This window comes from Streptomyces sp. NBC_01176 (assembly GCF_045039825.1).
In the GTDB taxonomy this organism is placed as follows: domain Bacteria; phylum Actinomycetota; class Actinomycetes; order Streptomycetales; family Streptomycetaceae; genus Streptomyces.
In genome coordinates this window covers 9,440,287-9,455,843 of the sequence record NZ_CP108600.1, presented here as the reverse complement: position 1 = coordinate 9,455,843, position 15,557 = coordinate 9,440,287, and the positions used below count along the sequence as shown (strand labels likewise).

Sequence of the window (15,557 nt, the reverse complement as noted above, 5' to 3'; positions counted from 1 at the left end):
CCGCGACTACCGTCGCCCGTGTCCGCCGTGTCGGCTCCGACAAGGGTGGAAAGCCCTTCGGCGATCGCCCCACGCGTGGATTGAACTCGTATGTCCAGCCTGAACCGGACAGCCGCTGTCCGCTTGGGCCGGTCGGTCCCCATCGGAGGACCGGGCGGGCTGTTCGGGTCGGCCGACGGTCTCGCGTACGTGGACGGTGGCGCCGCACTTCGCGTACGAGGGCCGAACGACCCACCACCGGACCTCGCTGGGGCCCGGACGGCCCGCGATACCGCCTGGACGGCCCCTGCCCGCCATGCAGTCCCCGCTGCCACCGTCCTGTCTGTGACGGGACAACGAGGAGGTGCGGTCGGATGCGCGGGACCAAGCGTGTGAGTCAACTGCTGTGGCGGTGGCGGACCAATCCTCTGCGACGACACGACGACGTCGTCGGGGCCTGGATCGTGCTGGCGGTCTGGATGGTCATCGCGACGGGCGGCACCCTGATCGGCGTGCTGACGGCCCACACCGCCGACGAGTCCTTCGCGCAGCTTCGCCGCGAGCGGCACCCGGTCCAGGCCGTTCTCGCCGAGAGCACGGCTCCGACCGTGAATATGGGAGCGGGCACGCCCTACGACCAGGTCCGCGCCACTGTCCGCTGGACGGGGAAGGACGGCTCCACGCGTACTGGCCGGGCCATGCTGGATCCCGGGCAGCGGGCCGGATCGAAAGTCGTCGTCTGGCTGAACGGCAGGGAGCGGCTCACCACCGAACCGACGTCCGCCTCGACGGCCGCTGTGGAGGCGGACGTGTTCGGAGCCGCAGCCGCGCTTGCCTTCGCCAGCCTGGCTTTCGCCGCCGGACGCGTCGTCCAATGGCGGTTCGATCAGCGGCTCTACGACCGATGGGGCCGCGAGTGGGAGCAGCTCGGACCGCAGTGGCGGCGCAAGACCAACTGACGCGGAAACCAGCAGGGGGATGCGGCCCACGGGCGGAAGACATCCGACGGCGGGGCGACCGTTCCTGGTCGCCCCGCCGTCACATGAGCCGTCGCGGCCTGTGCCGAGGCTCTGGGCCGACCGGCGTGCCGGGCCCAAACGGCTCTCGCAAGGGGCGCGCGCGGGCGGCCACGCTGGCCCATGAGACCAACTCGGCGCCTCGCACGCCGGGCTGAAGGAGGGGCACCATGTCGAGCCTGGTGAAGGTCCCGGACAACCCAGTCCGGGTGAACGCACGTCTGGACGATCCGCTGTCCCGGTAGCTGTGGCTGGCGAAGTAAATCCTCGCCGTCCCCCACTACATGCTCCTGTTCTTCCTGTGGATCACGTTCACCGTGGTGAGCGTGATCGCGTTCTTCGCCATCCTGTTCACCGAGCGCTATCCACGCACGCTGTTCGACTTCAACCTGGGGGTCCTGCGCTGGACCTGGCGGGTTGCCTACTACTCGTACGGCGCCCTGGGCACTGACCGATACCCGCCGTTCAGCCTGGGCGAGGAGCCTCAATATCCGGCCCGGTTGGACATCGCCTACCCTGAGCGGCTCTCCCGCGGCCTGGTGTTGGTGAAGTGGTGGCTACTGGCAACCCCGGACTACGTCGTCATCGGCTTCTTCCTCGGGGGCCTCCGGCTGGGTGTGGGGTACGGCGGGCTCATTCTGGTCCTCACGATCATCGCCGCCGTGACCCTGACCTTCACGGAGAGATACCCGAAGGACCTGTACGACCTGGTCCTCGGCCTCAACCGGTGGGCCCTTCGCGTCGCCGCGTACGCCACCCTCATGACGGACAGCTAACCGCCCTTCCGACTGGATGTGGGCGGCTCAGAACCCACCCACCGGAAGGACCGGCCATGATCGGCGTGCTGGTGGCGGGGTTCCTGATCGCGCACGGACTGCTGCACCCCGGTGTCTGGTCGGCACGGTTGCCGACCGGCACGCGGACCCCCATCGACGCCGGCCAGTCCTGGGCGTTCACGGCTGCCCGCGTATCCGCCCCGCCGACCCGGGCCGTAGCGCGGGCACTCGCCTGGTACATCGCGACCCCGGGAACGGCCCAGTTCAGCCGCACGGAGCCGGGCTCTACGCCGCCGCCGATCCTCACGCACCACGTCGTCGCCGTCCTCGTCCGGCGTAGCTACCGGTGCGCTTTGCCCCTTTCGAGAAGCCCCTTTTCCTCGGCGACGGCCTTCTCCAGCTCGTCCAGCAGCTCAGGGTCGACGGCCATCCCCGCCGCGTGATGATGAGCGCGCGCGACCGTGGAATCCACGCTGACCAGGTCGAGATCGACCTGGTCACGGGCCGCCGCCTCGGCAATCATCCCCTCCATCAGCATCCGGAAGGTCCCGGCCGCCGCCCAACGCTGGAACGCACCGTAAACGGTCGACCAGGAGCCGTACTCCTGCGGCACGTCCCGCCAGGGGCACCCAGTCCTGAACCGCCACATCACAGCGTTGAACAGCCGCCGCAGGTCAGGGACCGGGCCGCGCTCGCCCAACGGCAAGAAAGGCTCGGCCAACTCCCACTCGACATCCGATCACCACGCGCCACCCTCGACAACTACCAGGCCCAGCCGCCCGCCACCGGCGAATCCCTGCGCCGACGTACGACAGTTGTCACCAATATCTTCGCTGAACTGCTGTTTCGCGTGGGTGAAGCATCGCAGTCGTCACCGAATCGGCACGCTGCCTGTCACCGAGAGCGCGGCCAGTAGGGTGGCTGTCACCGACCCGCCTGAATCCACTGCGACCAGTCCTCGATGCGTTCAGCGGTGACCGGTGTGACCAACGTGCCCGCCGGATGAGCAGAAGCGACGGTCCTGAACCTGCCTCGCCGAATGCGCCGACGCCTGCCCGGCAACGGTTCGCCTGCCGCGACCTGAACCACCTCGCATGTCGGCTCCCCGGGTCCGCCAAGTAGGTAGTTCACGCCTGGCTTCAGCTCTTGTGCAGGCACAGAGACCGGGAATTCCTCCGAGCGCATGGTTCGAATTGGCTCCACAAGCGTCATCGTCGGCGCCTGCGGCTCGATGCTGATCACGTAGCCGCCGCGGGCGAATTCGTCGTCGTCCTCATCATCGTCAACCGGAACGTAGTCATTGTGCTGGGCTCGGCGGGTGTGCCGCTTCAGGAACTTCATGGTTCATTTTCCCGCGACGCCGACCGCGGCACGCCGGGAGGCAGCTGACCAGGCCATCGGCTCCGGATCTCCCAACACTGCGCTGTCGATCTTGATGACAACAAGCCTGCCTTGGTGACAACCATCGTGCTTCGGCTCAATCCCAAAACCAATAATCCGAACCCGGAACAGGACCTAGCGGCACGCCAGCCCTCCATGTGCATTCAGGACCGAACGACCCGGACATCGTTCTCCGAGGCTCGTTCAGACGACCGCGACCGGGCAGTGGGAGTGATGCAGCTGGAAGGCGGCGAGGGGCCCCGGCCGCGGACCGATGCGGTGCGAGTGGCTGCCAGAACCGACCACCACGAGGGCGGCATCACGCGTCGCCTCCAGCAGTGCACGCATCCGGTCGGAGCCGACCCTGCGGGTCTGCACCTCGACCCCGGGATACTGCTCCCGTGCCCCGGCCACAGCACGGCACGGTAAAACGGTTCGGTCTGTGCCTGTGGGCCGGCACCGTCGCGGACCTGATCCGCGGCAACCAGTGCAGGAAGGGAGGCCGCCGGGCGGTACCGGGGGCCAGCGTGCACCACACGCAGCCGGAGCCCGCGACGCTGCGCCTCCGCGAAGGCGAAAGCCGCGGCATCCATGTCGGCCTCGTCCTCCAGGCCGAGCAGCACCTCGCTACGGCCGGCTGCCCTGTAGTTCCCCCGTACGACGAGCAGCGGACCTCGCGTATGCGCGGCCAGCCGCAGGCTCACCGAGCCGAACAATAAGCCGGCGAGACTGCCGAGGCTCCGTGTGCCGATGACGGTGAGCGCCGCGTCTCGGCCGTGCCGGGCCAGCGCCTGGACCGGTCCGCCCTGGAAGACCGAGGCCGTGACGGGTAGTCCTGGGTGCCGCTCGCGCACCCGCGCGGCTGCGGACGCCAGTACCGGGCCGGCTTCGTCGGGGTCGGGCACGGCGTACACGATGTCCAGCGGGGCGCCGCGCAGCAGCGCTTCCTCGGCGGCCCGGTCCAGCGCTCGTACGGCGATGAGCGAGCCGTCCACCCCGACGGTCACATGACGGATGGTCATGTCGTTCCCTCCCCTTGGTCAATGCTGTCTAGGTGGCGGCTGTCCTGCCGTCGGCCCGGTTCTTGAGTGCCGCTCGCCCCGCTTCGAGGCGGGCCGACGGGACGCGGAACGGCGAGCAGGAGACGTAGTCGATGCCGGTGTCGTGGAAGAAGTGGATGGAGTCCGGGTCCCCACCGTGTTCGCCGCATACGCCGATCTTCAGGGCGGGGCTGGTCGCACGGCCCTCTTCGACGGCGATCCGGACCAGACGGCCGACGCCGTCCCGGTCGAGGGTCTCGAAAGGCGAGGTGGCGATGATCCCCTGGTCGAGATACGCAGGGAAGAAGGATGCCTCTGCGTCGTCGCGGGACAGTCCCCACGTCGTCTGCGTTAGGTCGTTGGTGTCGAAGGAGAAGAAGTCGGCGGCTTCGGCGATCCGCCCCGCGGGCAGGGCGGCACGGGGTAGTTCGATCATCGTGCCGATGGGGCAGCCGACGGGTGCCCGGCGGCGTCCGACACCTGGGCGAGTACTCGCTCCGCCGCCGCCCGCACGATCCTGAGTTCTTCGACCGTCCCCACGAGCGGAACCATGATCTCGGCCCGGGGATCTCCCCCGGCCCGCCGGCGTTCCACGACGGCCTCGGCGATCGCCCGCACCTGCATCTCGACCAGTCCCGGAACAAACCAGTCTTAGGGCGCACGCCGCGCAACCCCAGCATCGGGTTGCTCTCGTGAATGCGCTCCACAGCAGCCAGCAGACGCCGGTCGTGCGCGGTGGGTCGGGTGGCGACGCGTACGGCGAGTTCGGTGCGGTCGGGCAGGAACTCGTGCAGCGGTGGGTCGATCAGCCGGATCGTCACCGGCAGCCCGTCCATAGCTGCCAGAATGCCGACGAGGTCGGCCCGTTGCAGCGGCAGCAGCGCGTCCAGCGCGGTGCGGCGCCCTGCCTCGTCCTCGGCGAGGATCATCGCCTCGACCAGGATCCGCCGCTCGCCGACGAAGATGTGCTCGGTGCGGCACAGTCCGATGCCTTCGGCTCCGTAGCGGCGGGCACGTGCCGCGTCCTCCGGGCTGTCGGCGTTGGCACGCACCCCCAAGCGCCGCACGGTGTCGGCGTGTTCGAGGGTACGGTCCACAACTGCGGTCAGCGCTCCGTCGTGTTCCCTGGTGTCCAGGAAGTGGCTCACCGGCGAGGCGGTGAGCGGCAGAGCGGCGAGGTGGACCATGCCCGCCGTGCCGTCCACGGAGATCACCGTGCCTTCGGCAAGCACGGTCCGGTCGGGTGCGGTGAGCGTCCGTGTCTCAACGCCCACCGTCAGTTCCTCGGCACCGCATACGCACACCTTGCCCATACCGCGCGCCACCACCGCTGCGTGACTGGTCTTGCCGCCACGGCTCGTGAGCACGGCCTCGGCCGCGACCATTCCGGGCAGATCGTCGGGGGTGGTCTCGCGGCGAACGAGGATCACCTTCTCCCCCGTCGCGGCGCGCCGCACGGCCTCGGCCGAGTCGAAGACGATCGCGCCGACGGCTGCGCCCGGTGAAGCCGGGACGCCGTGGACCAGCGGCTTCGTGGTCATGTGCGCGGCGAAGCCGGGGAACGTGAGTTGGGCGAGCTGTGTCCCACTGACCCGGGCGAGCGCTTCGTCCGCGCCGATCAGATTCTCGTCGACGAGGGCCTCCGCGATGCGGAAGGCGGCTTCGGCGGTGCGTTTGCCGACCCGGGTCTGGAGCATCCAGAGCGTGCCGCGCTCGATGGTGAACTCGACGTCGCACAGATCCCGGAAGTGGTGCTCCAGAGTGTTCATGTGGTTGCTGAGTTGCCGGTACGAGGACGGGTCGCACCGATTCAGTTCGGCGAGCGGTACGGCGTTGCGGGTGCCGGCCACCACGTCCTCGCCCTGTGCGTTGGGAAGGTAGTCGCCGTAGACCCCGCGGGTACCGGTGGCCGGGTCGCGTGTGAAGGCGACACCTGTCCCGGAGTCCGGACCGAGGTTTCCGAAGACCATCACCTGGATGTTGACAGCGGTGCCCAGGTCGTCGGGGATGTGTTCGCGGCGGCGGTACAGGCGGGCTCGTTCGCTGTTCCGGGAGCGGAAGACCGCCTGGATCGCCCGGTGCAGTTGCTCGCCCGGGTCCTGCGGGAACTCCTCGCCCGTCGCGTCCCGGATCATCCTTTTGAAGTCCTCGACGAGCTTGGCGGGGTCGCTGGTGGTCCCCCGCCGGTCGAACAGTGCTGGATCGATATCGAGGACCGTGCGACCGTACATCTGCAGGAGGCGACGGTAAGAGTCCTGTGCGAACTGCTCGCAGCCTGTGGCCTTGGCGAGCCCGAGGACAGAGTCGTCACTGAGGCCGACATCGAGGATCGTCTCCATCATGACGGGCACGGAGAACTTGCTGCCCGAACGCACGGACAGGAACAGCGGGTTGTCCCGCCCACCGAGTTCACGACCGGCGCCACGTTCCAACTCGTCGATTGCCGCGGCGACCTGATCGGCCAGCTCACCGGCTCCTTGCCCGTGGCCAGGTATTCCCGGCAGGCGTCGGTGGTGACGGTGAAGCCGGGCGGTACCGGCAGTCCCAGCCGGGTCATCTCCGCGAGGTTGGCTCCCTTGCCGCCGAGCAGGTCCGCCATGTCACGGCCGCCCTCGGTAAATCCGTACACGTACCGGGTCATCTCTCTCATCCTCCGGGGCTGCTCAGACGTGCGGGACGACGGCGACGGGACTGGGGGCGTGATGCAGCACAGCGTGCGCGACGGATCCGATGTGGGTGCCGAACCTGGCTTCCCTCATCCGCCGTCCCACGACCACGAGACCCGCGTCGGCCGAGGCCCGGATCAGCAAACTGGCAGCCCGCCCCTTCGCGACGGTCTCGGTCACGGCAACCTCAGGGAACTTCTCGCACCAGGGACGCAGTGTCCCGACCGTGGAGCGCTCCTGTTCGGCGAGCAGTTGCGGGCCGTCAACCGGAGTGAGCCGGTCGGCCGCTGTGTAGGCGGACGGGCCGCCGAAAGCGTGGATCACGCGGAGCGGGGCTGCACGGCGCCGGGCAGCGTCGAAGGCGAACTCGATCAATTCGTCGCACGGCTGCTCGGTGTCGAGGCCCAGCACGACATCGCGGTACGGGGTCTCGGGTATCTCTTCCGGGGATATCCCGTCCATCGCGCAGAAGTGCTCGTCGGTGCCGCTCCGTCCCGCCCGCACCAGCACCACGGTGCGCATCGACCTGGCGACCACCCGCTGTGACACCGATCCGGTCAAGAACCCGGCTGCTCCGCTGATCCCACGGGAGCCGAGAACCAGCAGGTCGGCCTGCCCGGCCGTGGCCAGAAGAGCCGTGACCGGCGTGTCCTCCAGCAAGTCGTCGATGATCAGCAGGTCGCTGTGGCCGGCGTGTACCGTGTCCAACACTCGTGACAGCGTCTCCTCGGCCCAGGCCCTCTGCGGCATGTCGGCCGGCACGGACGCGGTAGAGCGCGGCTGCCACTTCCAGGCGTGCACAAGGCGCAGCGCCGTGCCTCGGCGTACAGCCTCCCGGGCCGCCCAGTGAGCGGCGGCCAGGCTTTCGGGAGAACCGTCGATCCCCGCGGCGACGTGTCGAAGCATGGTCCGCACCTCCAGCGTGCATGCCCGTGGATTTCCTCTTCTTCCGACGAGCCTCGTCCCAGGGCCGGCATGGGTGCAGAGGCCGTGCAGACCCTTCCGAGGGCCCTTCGGCCCAAGTGCTGTCGGCCCTTCCACGCCCGGAACGGCGGCCCTTTGCACACAGTGGGGGGGGAAGTGTCGGCCGCATGTCCAGGCTCGGTGCCGTGCGGCCCGGCCTCGGGGCCGGTCGGCCCATGGTGAATACGGGGCTTCACAGAGAAATTGGAGATAGCAGTCTCGTGCTCGAGGAAGAGGCCAGGATCATGAACGCTTCCCCCACTTCCAGCATGCTGCGGGCGTTGCCGGCCGAGTGCGCCGAGCGGCTCATGGAGATCGCCCGGGAAGTGTCCTTCCCTCAGGGAACCCGCCTGTTCGAGGAGGGACATCGCGCGGACCGGTTCTGGATCATCCGTAGTGGCGCGGTGGCCCTCGACATGAGTGTGCCCGGTCGCCGAGCTGCGGCCATCGAGACTCTCGGCCACAACGAACTCGTCGGCTGGTCCTGGTTGTACGCACCGCACACCTGGCATATGGGCGCCGAGGCCACGAGCCCGGTGCGCGCCTACGAGTTCAACGCCGACGTGGTGCGGGCCATGTGTCAGGCCGATCCTGCCCTGGGCATGGCAGTGAGTCAGTGGGTGGGGAACACCGTCGGACGCCGTCTGCGTGCGGCCAGAACACGACTCCTTGACCTGTACGCGCCCTACGGCAGCGGAGTCGATCGTTGACCGCATCGGAATCCACCGAGGAGTCACCGTGCACGGTACCCCGCACGTCGTCAGCGACGTGATGACCCACACCGTCGCCTCCATCGGCCGCAGGGCCAACTTCAAGGAGATCGTGGAGATGATGGAGCAGTGGAGGGTCAGCGCCCTGCCCGTCCTGGAGGGCGAGGGCCGAGTGATCGGCGTGGTCTCAGAGGCCGATCTCCTCCCCAAGGAGGAGTTCCGCGACAGCGATCCTGACCGGTACACGCAGCTGCGACGGCTCTCTGATCTCGCCAAGGCCGGCGCTGTGACGGCAGAGGAACTCATGACGACCCCGGCCGTCACCGTCCGGGCGGGCGCGACCCTGGCGCAGGCCGCCCGGATCATGGCGTACGCCAAGGTCAAGCGGCTGCCCGTCGTCGACGACGTGGGGCTGCTGGAGGGCGTCGTCAGTCGCGGCGATCTCCTCAAGGTATTCCTGCGTGACGATGAGGAGATCGCCGAGGAGGTCCGCCGCGAAGTGGTGTCGTATCTGTTCCGTGCGCCATTGTCACCGATACGGGTGCAGGTACAGGACGGGGTCGTCACCCTCGCCGGGCGCGTCCGGGACACCTCCTTGGTGCCTGTGGCCGCGCGCCTGGTACGGGCCGTTGAGGGTGTGGTGGACGTCCAGTTCGAGCTCACGGGCCCGTCGGCGCAGCAGGTGCGGTGACGGGCGGTCGCGATGGAATTGGGCCGGTCGGCCCTAGTGTGTTCGGCCCCGGAGGGTGACGATCGTCGTCACAACCCGCTGGTGGTCCGTAGTCCACTACTGAAACTCAACTAGGGGTCTTCATGGCCGAGGCGCGTGCCTTCACGGAACAGAACCCGATCAGGGTCTTTCTGCTGGACGACCACGAGGTCGTACGCCGTGGCCTGACCGATCTCCTGGACGCCGAGCCGGACATCTCGGTGGTCGGCGACGCGGGCAGCGTCGAACAGGCGCTGGTGCGCGGCCCGGCACTGCGTCCGCACGTGGCCGTGCTCGACGTCCGCCTGCCGGACGGCGACGGGATCAGCGTCTGCCGCGAGCTGCGCAGCCAGATGCCGGACTTGGCCTGCCTGATGCTGACGTCCTTCGACGACGAGGAAGCACTGCTCGACGCGATCATGGCCGGAGCCGCAGGCTATGTACTCAAGCAGATCAAGGGCTCCGACCTGGTCTCTGCAGTCCGCACCGTGGCTTCGGGCCAGTCGATGCTGGATCCGACCACGACGGCCCGGCTGATGCGGTCGCTGCGCGCCGACCCGGCCGGGGAACCGGCCCTCGCTCCCGAGCTCGCCGGCCTCTCGCCCCGCGAGCGGGACATCCTCGCGCTCATCGGGGACGGGCTCACCAACCGGGAGATCGGCAAGAAGCTGTACCTGTCCGAGAAGACGGTGAAGAACCACATCTCCCGGCTGCTGGCCAAACTCGGTGTCCAGCGCCGTGTCCAGGCCGCGGTCCTGGCCAGCCACCTGGAGAACCCCGACACCGCCGACCGCAAGAGTCGCTGACCCCGGGGAGTGCCCTGTCGCAGGCGTGCCGGCCTGCGCGACCGGCCCTGGTCTCCCGCAGCCGCCGGACACCGTACGCACAGGCAGGTCACCGGCTGTCTCAGTCATTCGCCGGACCGGGTCCCGGCCCAGCGCTGGGTGCGCCCACCGGTACCCGCCACACCAGCCGCGTGCCTCCGCCCTCGGGCCGCTCGCCGAGCGTCAATGCGCCCCTGAGGGCGACGGCCCGCTCCTCCATGTTCTTCAACCCGCTGCGCCGTACGTCACTTGGCACCCCGCAGCCGTCGTCCGTCACGGTGAGCGCCAACTCGCCCCCGGCGCAGTGAAGCCGGACGTCCACAGCCCGTGCCCCGGAGTGCCGGGCCGCGTTGCTCAGGGCCTCGCCGAGCACCGCGACGGCGTGGTCGGCGATGTCGCCGGGGACGTCGGTCTCGACGAGCCCCTCGATCTGCAGCGCCGGCGGGAACCCGAACGACGTGGTCGAGGCCGTGACCGCCTCGGAGACCCGGCCGCGCAGACCGTTGCCCTCTCGGCCGGACCCACCGTGTGTCCGCAAGCCGAAGATCGTCGATCTGATGATCTTGATGGTCTCGTCGAGGTCGTCGACGGTGCGCGTCAGCCGTTCCATGCCCTCGGGATGCTCCATGAAGCGCTGCGCGCTCTGCAGGGTCATCCCCGCCGCGAAGAGTCTCTGAATGGCGAGGTCGTGCAGATCCCGGGCGATGCGGTCGCGGTCCTGGAGCAGCGCGATCTGTTCGGCGTCCCGGCGCCGTTCGGCCAGTTCCAGGGCGAGGGCGGCCTGGTCGGCAAACCCGAGCAGCGGTCCGGTAACCGCGTCCCCGAAGGGTGCGCCGCCTTGGACCCGCCCTAGCAACAGCACACCCCGAGCCTTCCCGTTGATGCCGAGCGGCACAGCCACGACGGGTCCGAGCCCGCCCCACTGGGCTTCGCCCTCGCTCGCGCGCCCATCGTGTGCGATGTCGGCGCTGACCACGGGCTCCGCGGAGCTGAGCGCGGCTCCGACGAAGCCGTCCCGCGTCGACATCACCAGGCCCCCGCGCTGCTCCGCGCCGAGCCCGACGGCCAGCGCGGGACGCAGCGCCTCCTCGCCCGGAACGCCTTCCGCGATCATTCCCATGTCCGCGGAGACGATCTTCCGCGCCTCGTCGACGATGAGCTCCAGCACCTCCTCGCCGGGCGCGCCGGTCAGCAGGACGCTGGTGACCTTGCCGCTGGCCCGCTGCCACCGCTCGCGCAGGCGCGTCTCCTCGTACAGCCGCGCGTTCTCGATGGCGACCCCGGCCGCGACCGCGAGCGTCGACAGGACCGACTCGTCCTCGGCGTCGAACTGCGTGCCGCTGCGCTTCTCGGTGAGGTAGAGGTTCCCGAACACCTCGTCGCGCACTCTGATCGGGACCCCGAGGAACGAGTGCATCGGCGGATGGTGGGCGGGAAAGCCGTACGACTCCGGGTGCCGCGAGAGCTCCGGCAGCCGCAGCGGCACCGGGTGCCGGATCAGCTCGCCGAGGAGCCCGTGTCCGCTGGGCAGCGCCCCGATCCGCGCGCGCCGCTCCTCGTCGATCCCGACGGTCAGGAACTCGGACAGCTTCCGGTCCCCGCCGATCACGCCGAGCGCCCCGTACTCGGCGTCCACGAGCACCACCGCGGCCTCCACGATGCTGCGCAGCACCTGCGGCAGGTCCAGCTCCCGCCCGACCGAGAGGACGGCCTCCAGCAGGCCGTGCAGACGGTCCCTGGTGCCGCGCACCGCGTCGATACGTACCTGCAGCTCGCCCAGCAGCTCATCGAGCCGAAGCCTGGGCAATTGCTGCTCGGATTCCCCACGGGGGTCCGCGTCCTCCGCGCCCATCGCTTCCTCCAGCCGATTCAGCGATCAAGACCGCGCACCAGTTCGCCTGCGCTCACGGTACTGCTTGGGAGGCTTGGGCATCACCACGCACTGCCCGACGACGTGACTGCTGAAGGAAGTTCAGCAGGCAGGCGTCGTCGAGGCCGCTTCCGGTCACACCGCGCTCCGGGAGCAGGATGGAGTGCAACCGAACGGTTCCGGTTGCACCCCATTCCACCGCGGCACGGGCTGCCGCTGCTTCAACCCGTATGTGCCACGGACAACAGCTCGGCACCCACGCGTGCTGACCACGTCTCGATCCGCTCGAAGTCGCGGAAGTCCCCTCCCTTCCCCGAGGAAACGATGTTCCGGGCGACGAATCCTTTGGCGCAGTCCTCCAGACAGCCCCCGAACGTGACGTGTTCGCGGGCATCCAGCCGGGTCATGACCCGCCGCACGCCGGACACAGGCGGGATGTCCTTGTACGTGGCCGATTTGTCGAGTGGACCGCTGCGGAACAACCACAGCGGGCGCCGGGCGAGCGCACGGCCGTACCGACGGACGAAGCGGCGGGCGTCCTTGTGCCGGCGCCCGCCATACAGACCGCCGCCCACGACCACGGCGTCGTACGAGTCGATGTTCTTCACCGCCCGCGCGGGCACCGCCTCGGTGGACAGGCCCTTCTTCCGCAGGACTTCGGCGATCGTCTCGGCTATCCGCGCGGTCGATCCGTTCGTCGTCCCGTAGGCGACGAGCACCTTGCTCACCATGTCGGTACCCCTCTTCTCGCCGTGTGCCTCACAGCTTGCGCATCCATGTCTCGCTGACACCGTGCAGGGCCAGCTCGTCCGGTCGCACGTGCGAGTCGTCCATCCGGTAGGTGAGCTTGTCGACCACCGCGACCCACGCCGTCGATCCGGTCGGTCATGGAGACGGCGATCTCTGCCTCGCTCCGGCGCTCCACATGGCCGTCGAGGGTGACGACGCCCTCGTGCACTCCGACCTCAACGGTCGAGGGAGTCATCCACAGCGCGTGGACCAGCACCTCGTCGATCACCTCGCGGCGGATCACGTCGTCCGGCTGCAGGAAGACCTGGATCAGGTCGCGGCGGGTGACGATGCCGACCACCCGGTCCTCGTCGTCCACCACCGGCAGCCGCTCCTCACGGCTGCGCGCCATGGTCCGGGCGGCTTCGGCGATGGTTTCGTCGGCGTGCACGGTGACCGGTGGAACCGACATCAGCTGTTCGGCCGGGCGGGCGTGCCCCTTGGCGGCTTGTCGTCGGGCGCCGCGGGTCAGCCCCGTGAACCGGAAGCGGCGAGGTGTTTCGTAGGGGTCCGGGATGGCCGCCTGCCGGACCATAAGGTCGGTCTCGGCGGTCACGCCGAGGACCTTGTCGTCCTCGGCGATCACCGGCAGTCCGCTGATGGGGTGCTCATGGAGCAGCCGGGTCAGTTCCCTGAAGGATGTGCCGTACCGGGCTGTGACGACCTCCGTGGCCATCACCGATCCGACCTTGTTCTGGCTCATCTCTGTTCCTCCTCAGCGCAGTCGGCGCAGGTAGGGGTCCTGGGCGCGGCGCGGCAGCAGGCGGACGCGTGCGTCGAGCACGGTGACCGCGGCGGGTGTCGCCAGGACGGGGTTGAAGTCGGCCTCGGCGAGCTGCGGCAGGTCGCTCGCCATGCGGGACAGCCGCAGCAGAAGCTGTTCGAGGCCTTGGAGATCAGCCGGCCGGCCGCCGTGCGTGCCCAGCAGCAGGGGCGCGCAGCGCGGCGCAGTGATCAGGTCGTGTACGTCGTGGTCGGTCAGCGGTGCGAGGCGGGCGGCGTGGTCGGACAGCACCTCGGTCGCCGTGCCGCCGAGCCCGAACAGCACCAGCGGGCCGAAGACGTCGTCCTGCGTCACGCCCGCGAACAGTTCGGTGCCGCGCGCGGCGAGCGGCTGGACGACGACTCCGGTCATGAGTCCGGCGAACCGAGCCTCGAAGTCCCGGAAGGCGGCGCGTACTTGGGCATCGCCCTCGAGGTCGAGATGGATCGCGTGCTGTTCGGTCTTGTGGACCAGGCCGGGCCAGTGGGCCTTCATGACCACGCGGCCGTCGGCACCGCGGAGCCGTTCGGCGGCGATGACGGCGTCGTCCTCGGTCTCGGCCCAGGCCCACGGAAGTTGCGGAATGCCGTAGCAGGCGAGGAGTTCGGCGGCGGCCCGGCCACGGGCCTCGACGGCCGCGAGGTAGGTGTCGTCCTCGCCGAGCGCGATGGTGCAGCGCACCTCCGGACCCTCGAAGCGGCGTCCGGCGCGCAGGCCCAGGTCGGTGAAGAGCCGCAGCACCTCGTGGTTCTCGCTGAGCGCGTCGGCGGTGAACGTGGTGACGTCGTCCGCACGCGCGGCGGAGACGAGGTGTTCCACCAGGAGGGTGCCGACACCCCGGTGATGCAGCCCGTCGGCCACGGCGATCGACATCTCGGCCGTCTCGGGGTCGTCGACGGTCTCGTACTCGGCCAGGCCGATCACCCGGCCGTGCGTCTCGGCGAGCAGCGCCCGGTAACCGGGGCGGGCCGGCGCCGCGGCCCGGTCCGCGGCCAGGTCGGCGGAGCGGCGGCTGGCGGCGAAGAACCGCAACCGGATGTTCTCCGGGGACATCTCCTCGTAGAGCCCTCGCAGCTGCTCGTGGTCGCCGGGCCGTGCGGACCGTATGCACACGGTGGTGCCGTCCGCGAGCAAAGCGTGCACGGTGGGGCGATCGCGCTCGTCGTCCGTCATCTCGGACCTCCTCAGAACTCCTCGACTCTTCGACCATCCAGCGGTGCGCGGCCCCGCCCCAGGGGCTGATCGGGTGCTCCACATGGGTCAGTCGGCCCCTGTCTCGTGGGTCGGGCCACGGCGGAAGGTGGACACCCTTGGAATCCCGTCCGCGTGGAGGGAACTGCTGCCATGACCGAGCCGATTGTTGTCGGGGTCGACGGATCCGCGCCCAGCAGGGCGGCGGCCGAGTGGGCCGCGGGGGACGCGCGGCTGCGCGGGCTGCCGTTGCGGGTCGTGCGCATCGAGGGAGCCGGAGCGATCGCCGCGGTGCTGGCTTCGCGGGCCTCGATCACTGTTCTCGGGCTGCTCGGCGAGAACGGCGTCCCGGTGCCGGCCGTGAGTTCCGTCGTCCATGAGGTGGCGGCCCGCTCGGACCTGCCCGTGGTCCTGGTACCGGACGGCGGCCATGGCCCTACGGGCGGCGAGTGGCGTACGGGCCAGGTGGTTCTGGGCGTGGACGCCCGCAACCCGGTGAGCGCTGTCGTGGACTTCGCGTTCGACGCCGCCTGGCGCCGCGGTGCCCGGCTGCACGCCATCCATACCTGGCGGCTGCCGTCCTGCGCCGGGCGGTAGTTGCCGTACGCGTTGCCGGAGGAGGACCGGGGCGCGTGGGAAGACCAGGAGGTGCGGTTGCTGTCGGACGCACTGCGGCCGTGGCGGGAGAAGTACCCGCGCGTGGACGTCTACGAAGATGTCCGTCTCCAGATCCCATCGGCCGCCCTCGTCCGGGCGTCAGCCTCGGCGGAGCTCTTGGTGGTCGGCCGCCCGGGCCGGACGCTCGGCCCCACTCTGCGGGCCGTGCTGGAGCACACCGCGTGCCCGGTGGCTGTGGTTCCGGACTGACACGGGACCGTCCG

The 15,557-nt window shown here is 69.6% G+C and carries 13 protein-coding genes and 6 pseudogenes; 7 read left to right on the top strand and 12 right to left on the bottom strand.

Translation table 11 applies throughout. From position 1 onward, the window contains the following. The first annotated feature begins 353 nt into the window (after window positions 1–353). Window positions 354–938 carry a hypothetical protein gene (locus tag OG199_RS41115; protein ID WP_405834029.1) on the top strand — a complete coding sequence of 195 codons (585 nt, stop codon included), beginning with the start codon at window positions 354–356 and terminating at the stop codon, window positions 936–938. Between the two features lie 320 nt (window positions 939–1,258). Further along, entirely contained in the window at window positions 1,259–1,771 is a 513-nt protein-coding gene (locus OG199_RS41110) for a DUF4389 domain-containing protein (protein ID WP_356807198.1), read from the top strand. A gap of 340 nt (window positions 1,772–2,111) precedes the next feature. Here the strand turns inward: OG199_RS41110 and OG199_RS41105 are convergent. From OG199_RS41105 to OG199_RS41080, 6 genes and pseudogenes are all read right to left on the bottom strand, one after another. Beyond that, window positions 2,112–2,498, bottom strand: a pseudogene (locus tag OG199_RS41105) (transposase); the annotation flags it as partial. A 197-nt stretch (window positions 2,499–2,695) separates the two neighbouring features. After that, entirely contained in the window at window positions 2,696–3,112 is a 417-nt protein-coding gene (locus OG199_RS41100; protein WP_405834028.1) for a hypothetical protein, read from the bottom strand. Window positions 3,113–3,355: 243 nt separating this feature from the next. Further along, a complete protein-coding gene (locus OG199_RS41095) occupies window positions 3,356–3,565 on the bottom strand; it encodes a universal stress protein (RefSeq protein WP_405834026.1) in 210 nt (69 codons plus the stop codon). Between the two features lie 299 nt (window positions 3,566–3,864). Beyond that, window positions 3,865–4,173, bottom strand: a pseudogene (locus OG199_RS41090) (universal stress protein); the annotation flags it as partial. A 28-nt stretch (window positions 4,174–4,201) separates the two neighbouring features. After that, a pseudogene (ppdK, locus tag OG199_RS41085) lies at window positions 4,202–6,832 on the bottom strand (pyruvate, phosphate dikinase). A gap of 22 nt (window positions 6,833–6,854) precedes the next feature. Beyond that, window positions 6,855–7,763 carry a universal stress protein gene (locus tag OG199_RS41080; RefSeq protein WP_356807186.1) on the bottom strand — a complete coding sequence of 303 codons (909 nt, stop codon included), beginning with the start codon at window positions 7,761–7,763 and terminating at the stop codon, window positions 6,855–6,857. A gap of 302 nt (window positions 7,764–8,065) precedes the next feature. Between OG199_RS41080 and OG199_RS41075 the strand changes: the two genes are divergently transcribed. The 3 genes from OG199_RS41075 (at window position 8,066) to OG199_RS41065 (ending at window position 10,045) form a co-directional block, all read left to right on the top strand. Next, entirely contained in the window at window positions 8,066–8,530 is a 465-nt protein-coding gene (locus tag OG199_RS41075) for a cyclic nucleotide-binding domain-containing protein (protein WP_356807184.1), read from the top strand. A 28-nt stretch (window positions 8,531–8,558) separates the two neighbouring features. After that, the gene (locus OG199_RS41070; protein WP_356807182.1) at window positions 8,559–9,221 is read left to right on the top strand and encodes a CBS domain-containing protein; all 663 of its coding nucleotides are present in this window, start codon (window positions 8,559–8,561) and stop codon (window positions 9,219–9,221) included. A 122-nt stretch (window positions 9,222–9,343) separates the two neighbouring features. Beyond that, window positions 9,344–10,045 (top strand): response regulator, encoded by a 702-nt coding sequence (locus OG199_RS41065; protein ID WP_405834023.1) that lies wholly within the window; start codon window positions 9,344–9,346, stop codon window positions 10,043–10,045. Between the two features lie 100 nt (window positions 10,046–10,145). Here the strand turns inward: OG199_RS41065 and OG199_RS41060 are convergent, their stop codons facing one another. The 6 genes and pseudogenes from OG199_RS41060 to OG199_RS41035 form a co-directional block, all read right to left on the bottom strand. Further along, the gene (locus tag OG199_RS41060) at window positions 10,146–11,915 is read right to left on the bottom strand and encodes a GAF domain-containing protein (protein WP_405834021.1); all 1,770 of its coding nucleotides are present in this window, start codon (window positions 11,913–11,915) and stop codon (window positions 10,146–10,148) included. Window positions 11,916–12,154: 239 nt separating this feature from the next. Next, the gene (locus tag OG199_RS41055) at window positions 12,155–12,664 is read right to left on the bottom strand and encodes a flavodoxin domain-containing protein (protein ID WP_405834019.1); all 510 of its coding nucleotides are present in this window, start codon (window positions 12,662–12,664) and stop codon (window positions 12,155–12,157) included. Then, on the bottom strand, window positions 12,658–13,308 hold the full coding sequence (locus tag OG199_RS41050; protein WP_405834831.1) for a CBS domain-containing protein: 651 nt from the start codon (window positions 13,306–13,308) through the stop codon (window positions 12,658–12,660). The genes OG199_RS41055 and OG199_RS41050 overlap by 7 nt, the downstream gene beginning before the upstream one ends. Before the next feature lie 6 nt (window positions 13,309–13,314). Then, a pseudogene (locus OG199_RS41045) lies at window positions 13,315–13,398 on the bottom strand (hypothetical protein); the annotation flags it as partial. A 39-nt stretch (window positions 13,399–13,437) separates the two neighbouring features. Next, a pseudogene (locus tag OG199_RS41040) lies at window positions 13,438–14,103 on the bottom strand (acetate--CoA ligase family protein); the annotation flags it as partial. 108 nt (window positions 14,104–14,211) lie between these two features. Continuing rightward, window positions 14,212–14,538: pseudogene (locus OG199_RS41035) on the bottom strand (GNAT family N-acetyltransferase); the annotation flags it as partial. A 291-nt stretch (window positions 14,539–14,829) separates the two neighbouring features. Between OG199_RS41035 and OG199_RS41030 the strand changes: the two are divergent. Together OG199_RS41030 and OG199_RS41025 are read left to right on the top strand one after the other, a co-directional pair. After that, the gene (locus OG199_RS41030) at window positions 14,830–15,273 is read left to right on the top strand and encodes a universal stress protein (protein ID WP_405834017.1); all 444 of its coding nucleotides are present in this window, start codon (window positions 14,830–14,832) and stop codon (window positions 15,271–15,273) included. Continuing rightward, on the top strand, window positions 15,274–15,543 hold the full coding sequence (locus tag OG199_RS41025; RefSeq protein ID WP_405834015.1) for a universal stress protein: 270 nt from the start codon (window positions 15,274–15,276) through the stop codon (window positions 15,541–15,543). Window positions 15,544–15,557: the final 14 nt, after the last annotated feature.

Coding starts and splice junctions, on each gene's coding strand:
- OG199_RS41115 (WP_405834029.1), top strand. CDS start 354: ATGCGCGGGACCAAGCGTGTGAGTCAACTGCTGTGGCGGTGGCGGACC.
- OG199_RS41055 (WP_405834019.1), bottom strand. CDS start 12,664: ATGGTGAGCAAGGTGCTCGTCGCCTACGGGACGACGAACGGATCGACC.
- OG199_RS41030 (WP_405834017.1), top strand. CDS start 14,830: ATGACCGAGCCGATTGTTGTCGGGGTCGACGGATCCGCGCCCAGCAGG.
- OG199_RS41060 (WP_405834021.1), bottom strand. CDS start 11,915: ATGGGCGCGGAGGACGCGGACCCCCGTGGGGAATCCGAGCAGCAATTG.
- OG199_RS41075 (WP_356807184.1), top strand. CDS start 8,066: ATGAACGCTTCCCCCACTTCCAGCATGCTGCGGGCGTTGCCGGCCGAG.
- OG199_RS41100 (WP_405834028.1), bottom strand. CDS start 3,112: ATGAAGTTCCTGAAGCGGCACACCCGCCGAGCCCAGCACAATGACTAC.
- OG199_RS41065 (WP_405834023.1), top strand. CDS start 9,344: ATGGCCGAGGCGCGTGCCTTCACGGAACAGAACCCGATCAGGGTCTTT.
- OG199_RS41080 (WP_356807186.1), bottom strand. CDS start 7,763: ATGCTTCGACACGTCGCCGCGGGGATCGACGGTTCTCCCGAAAGCCTG.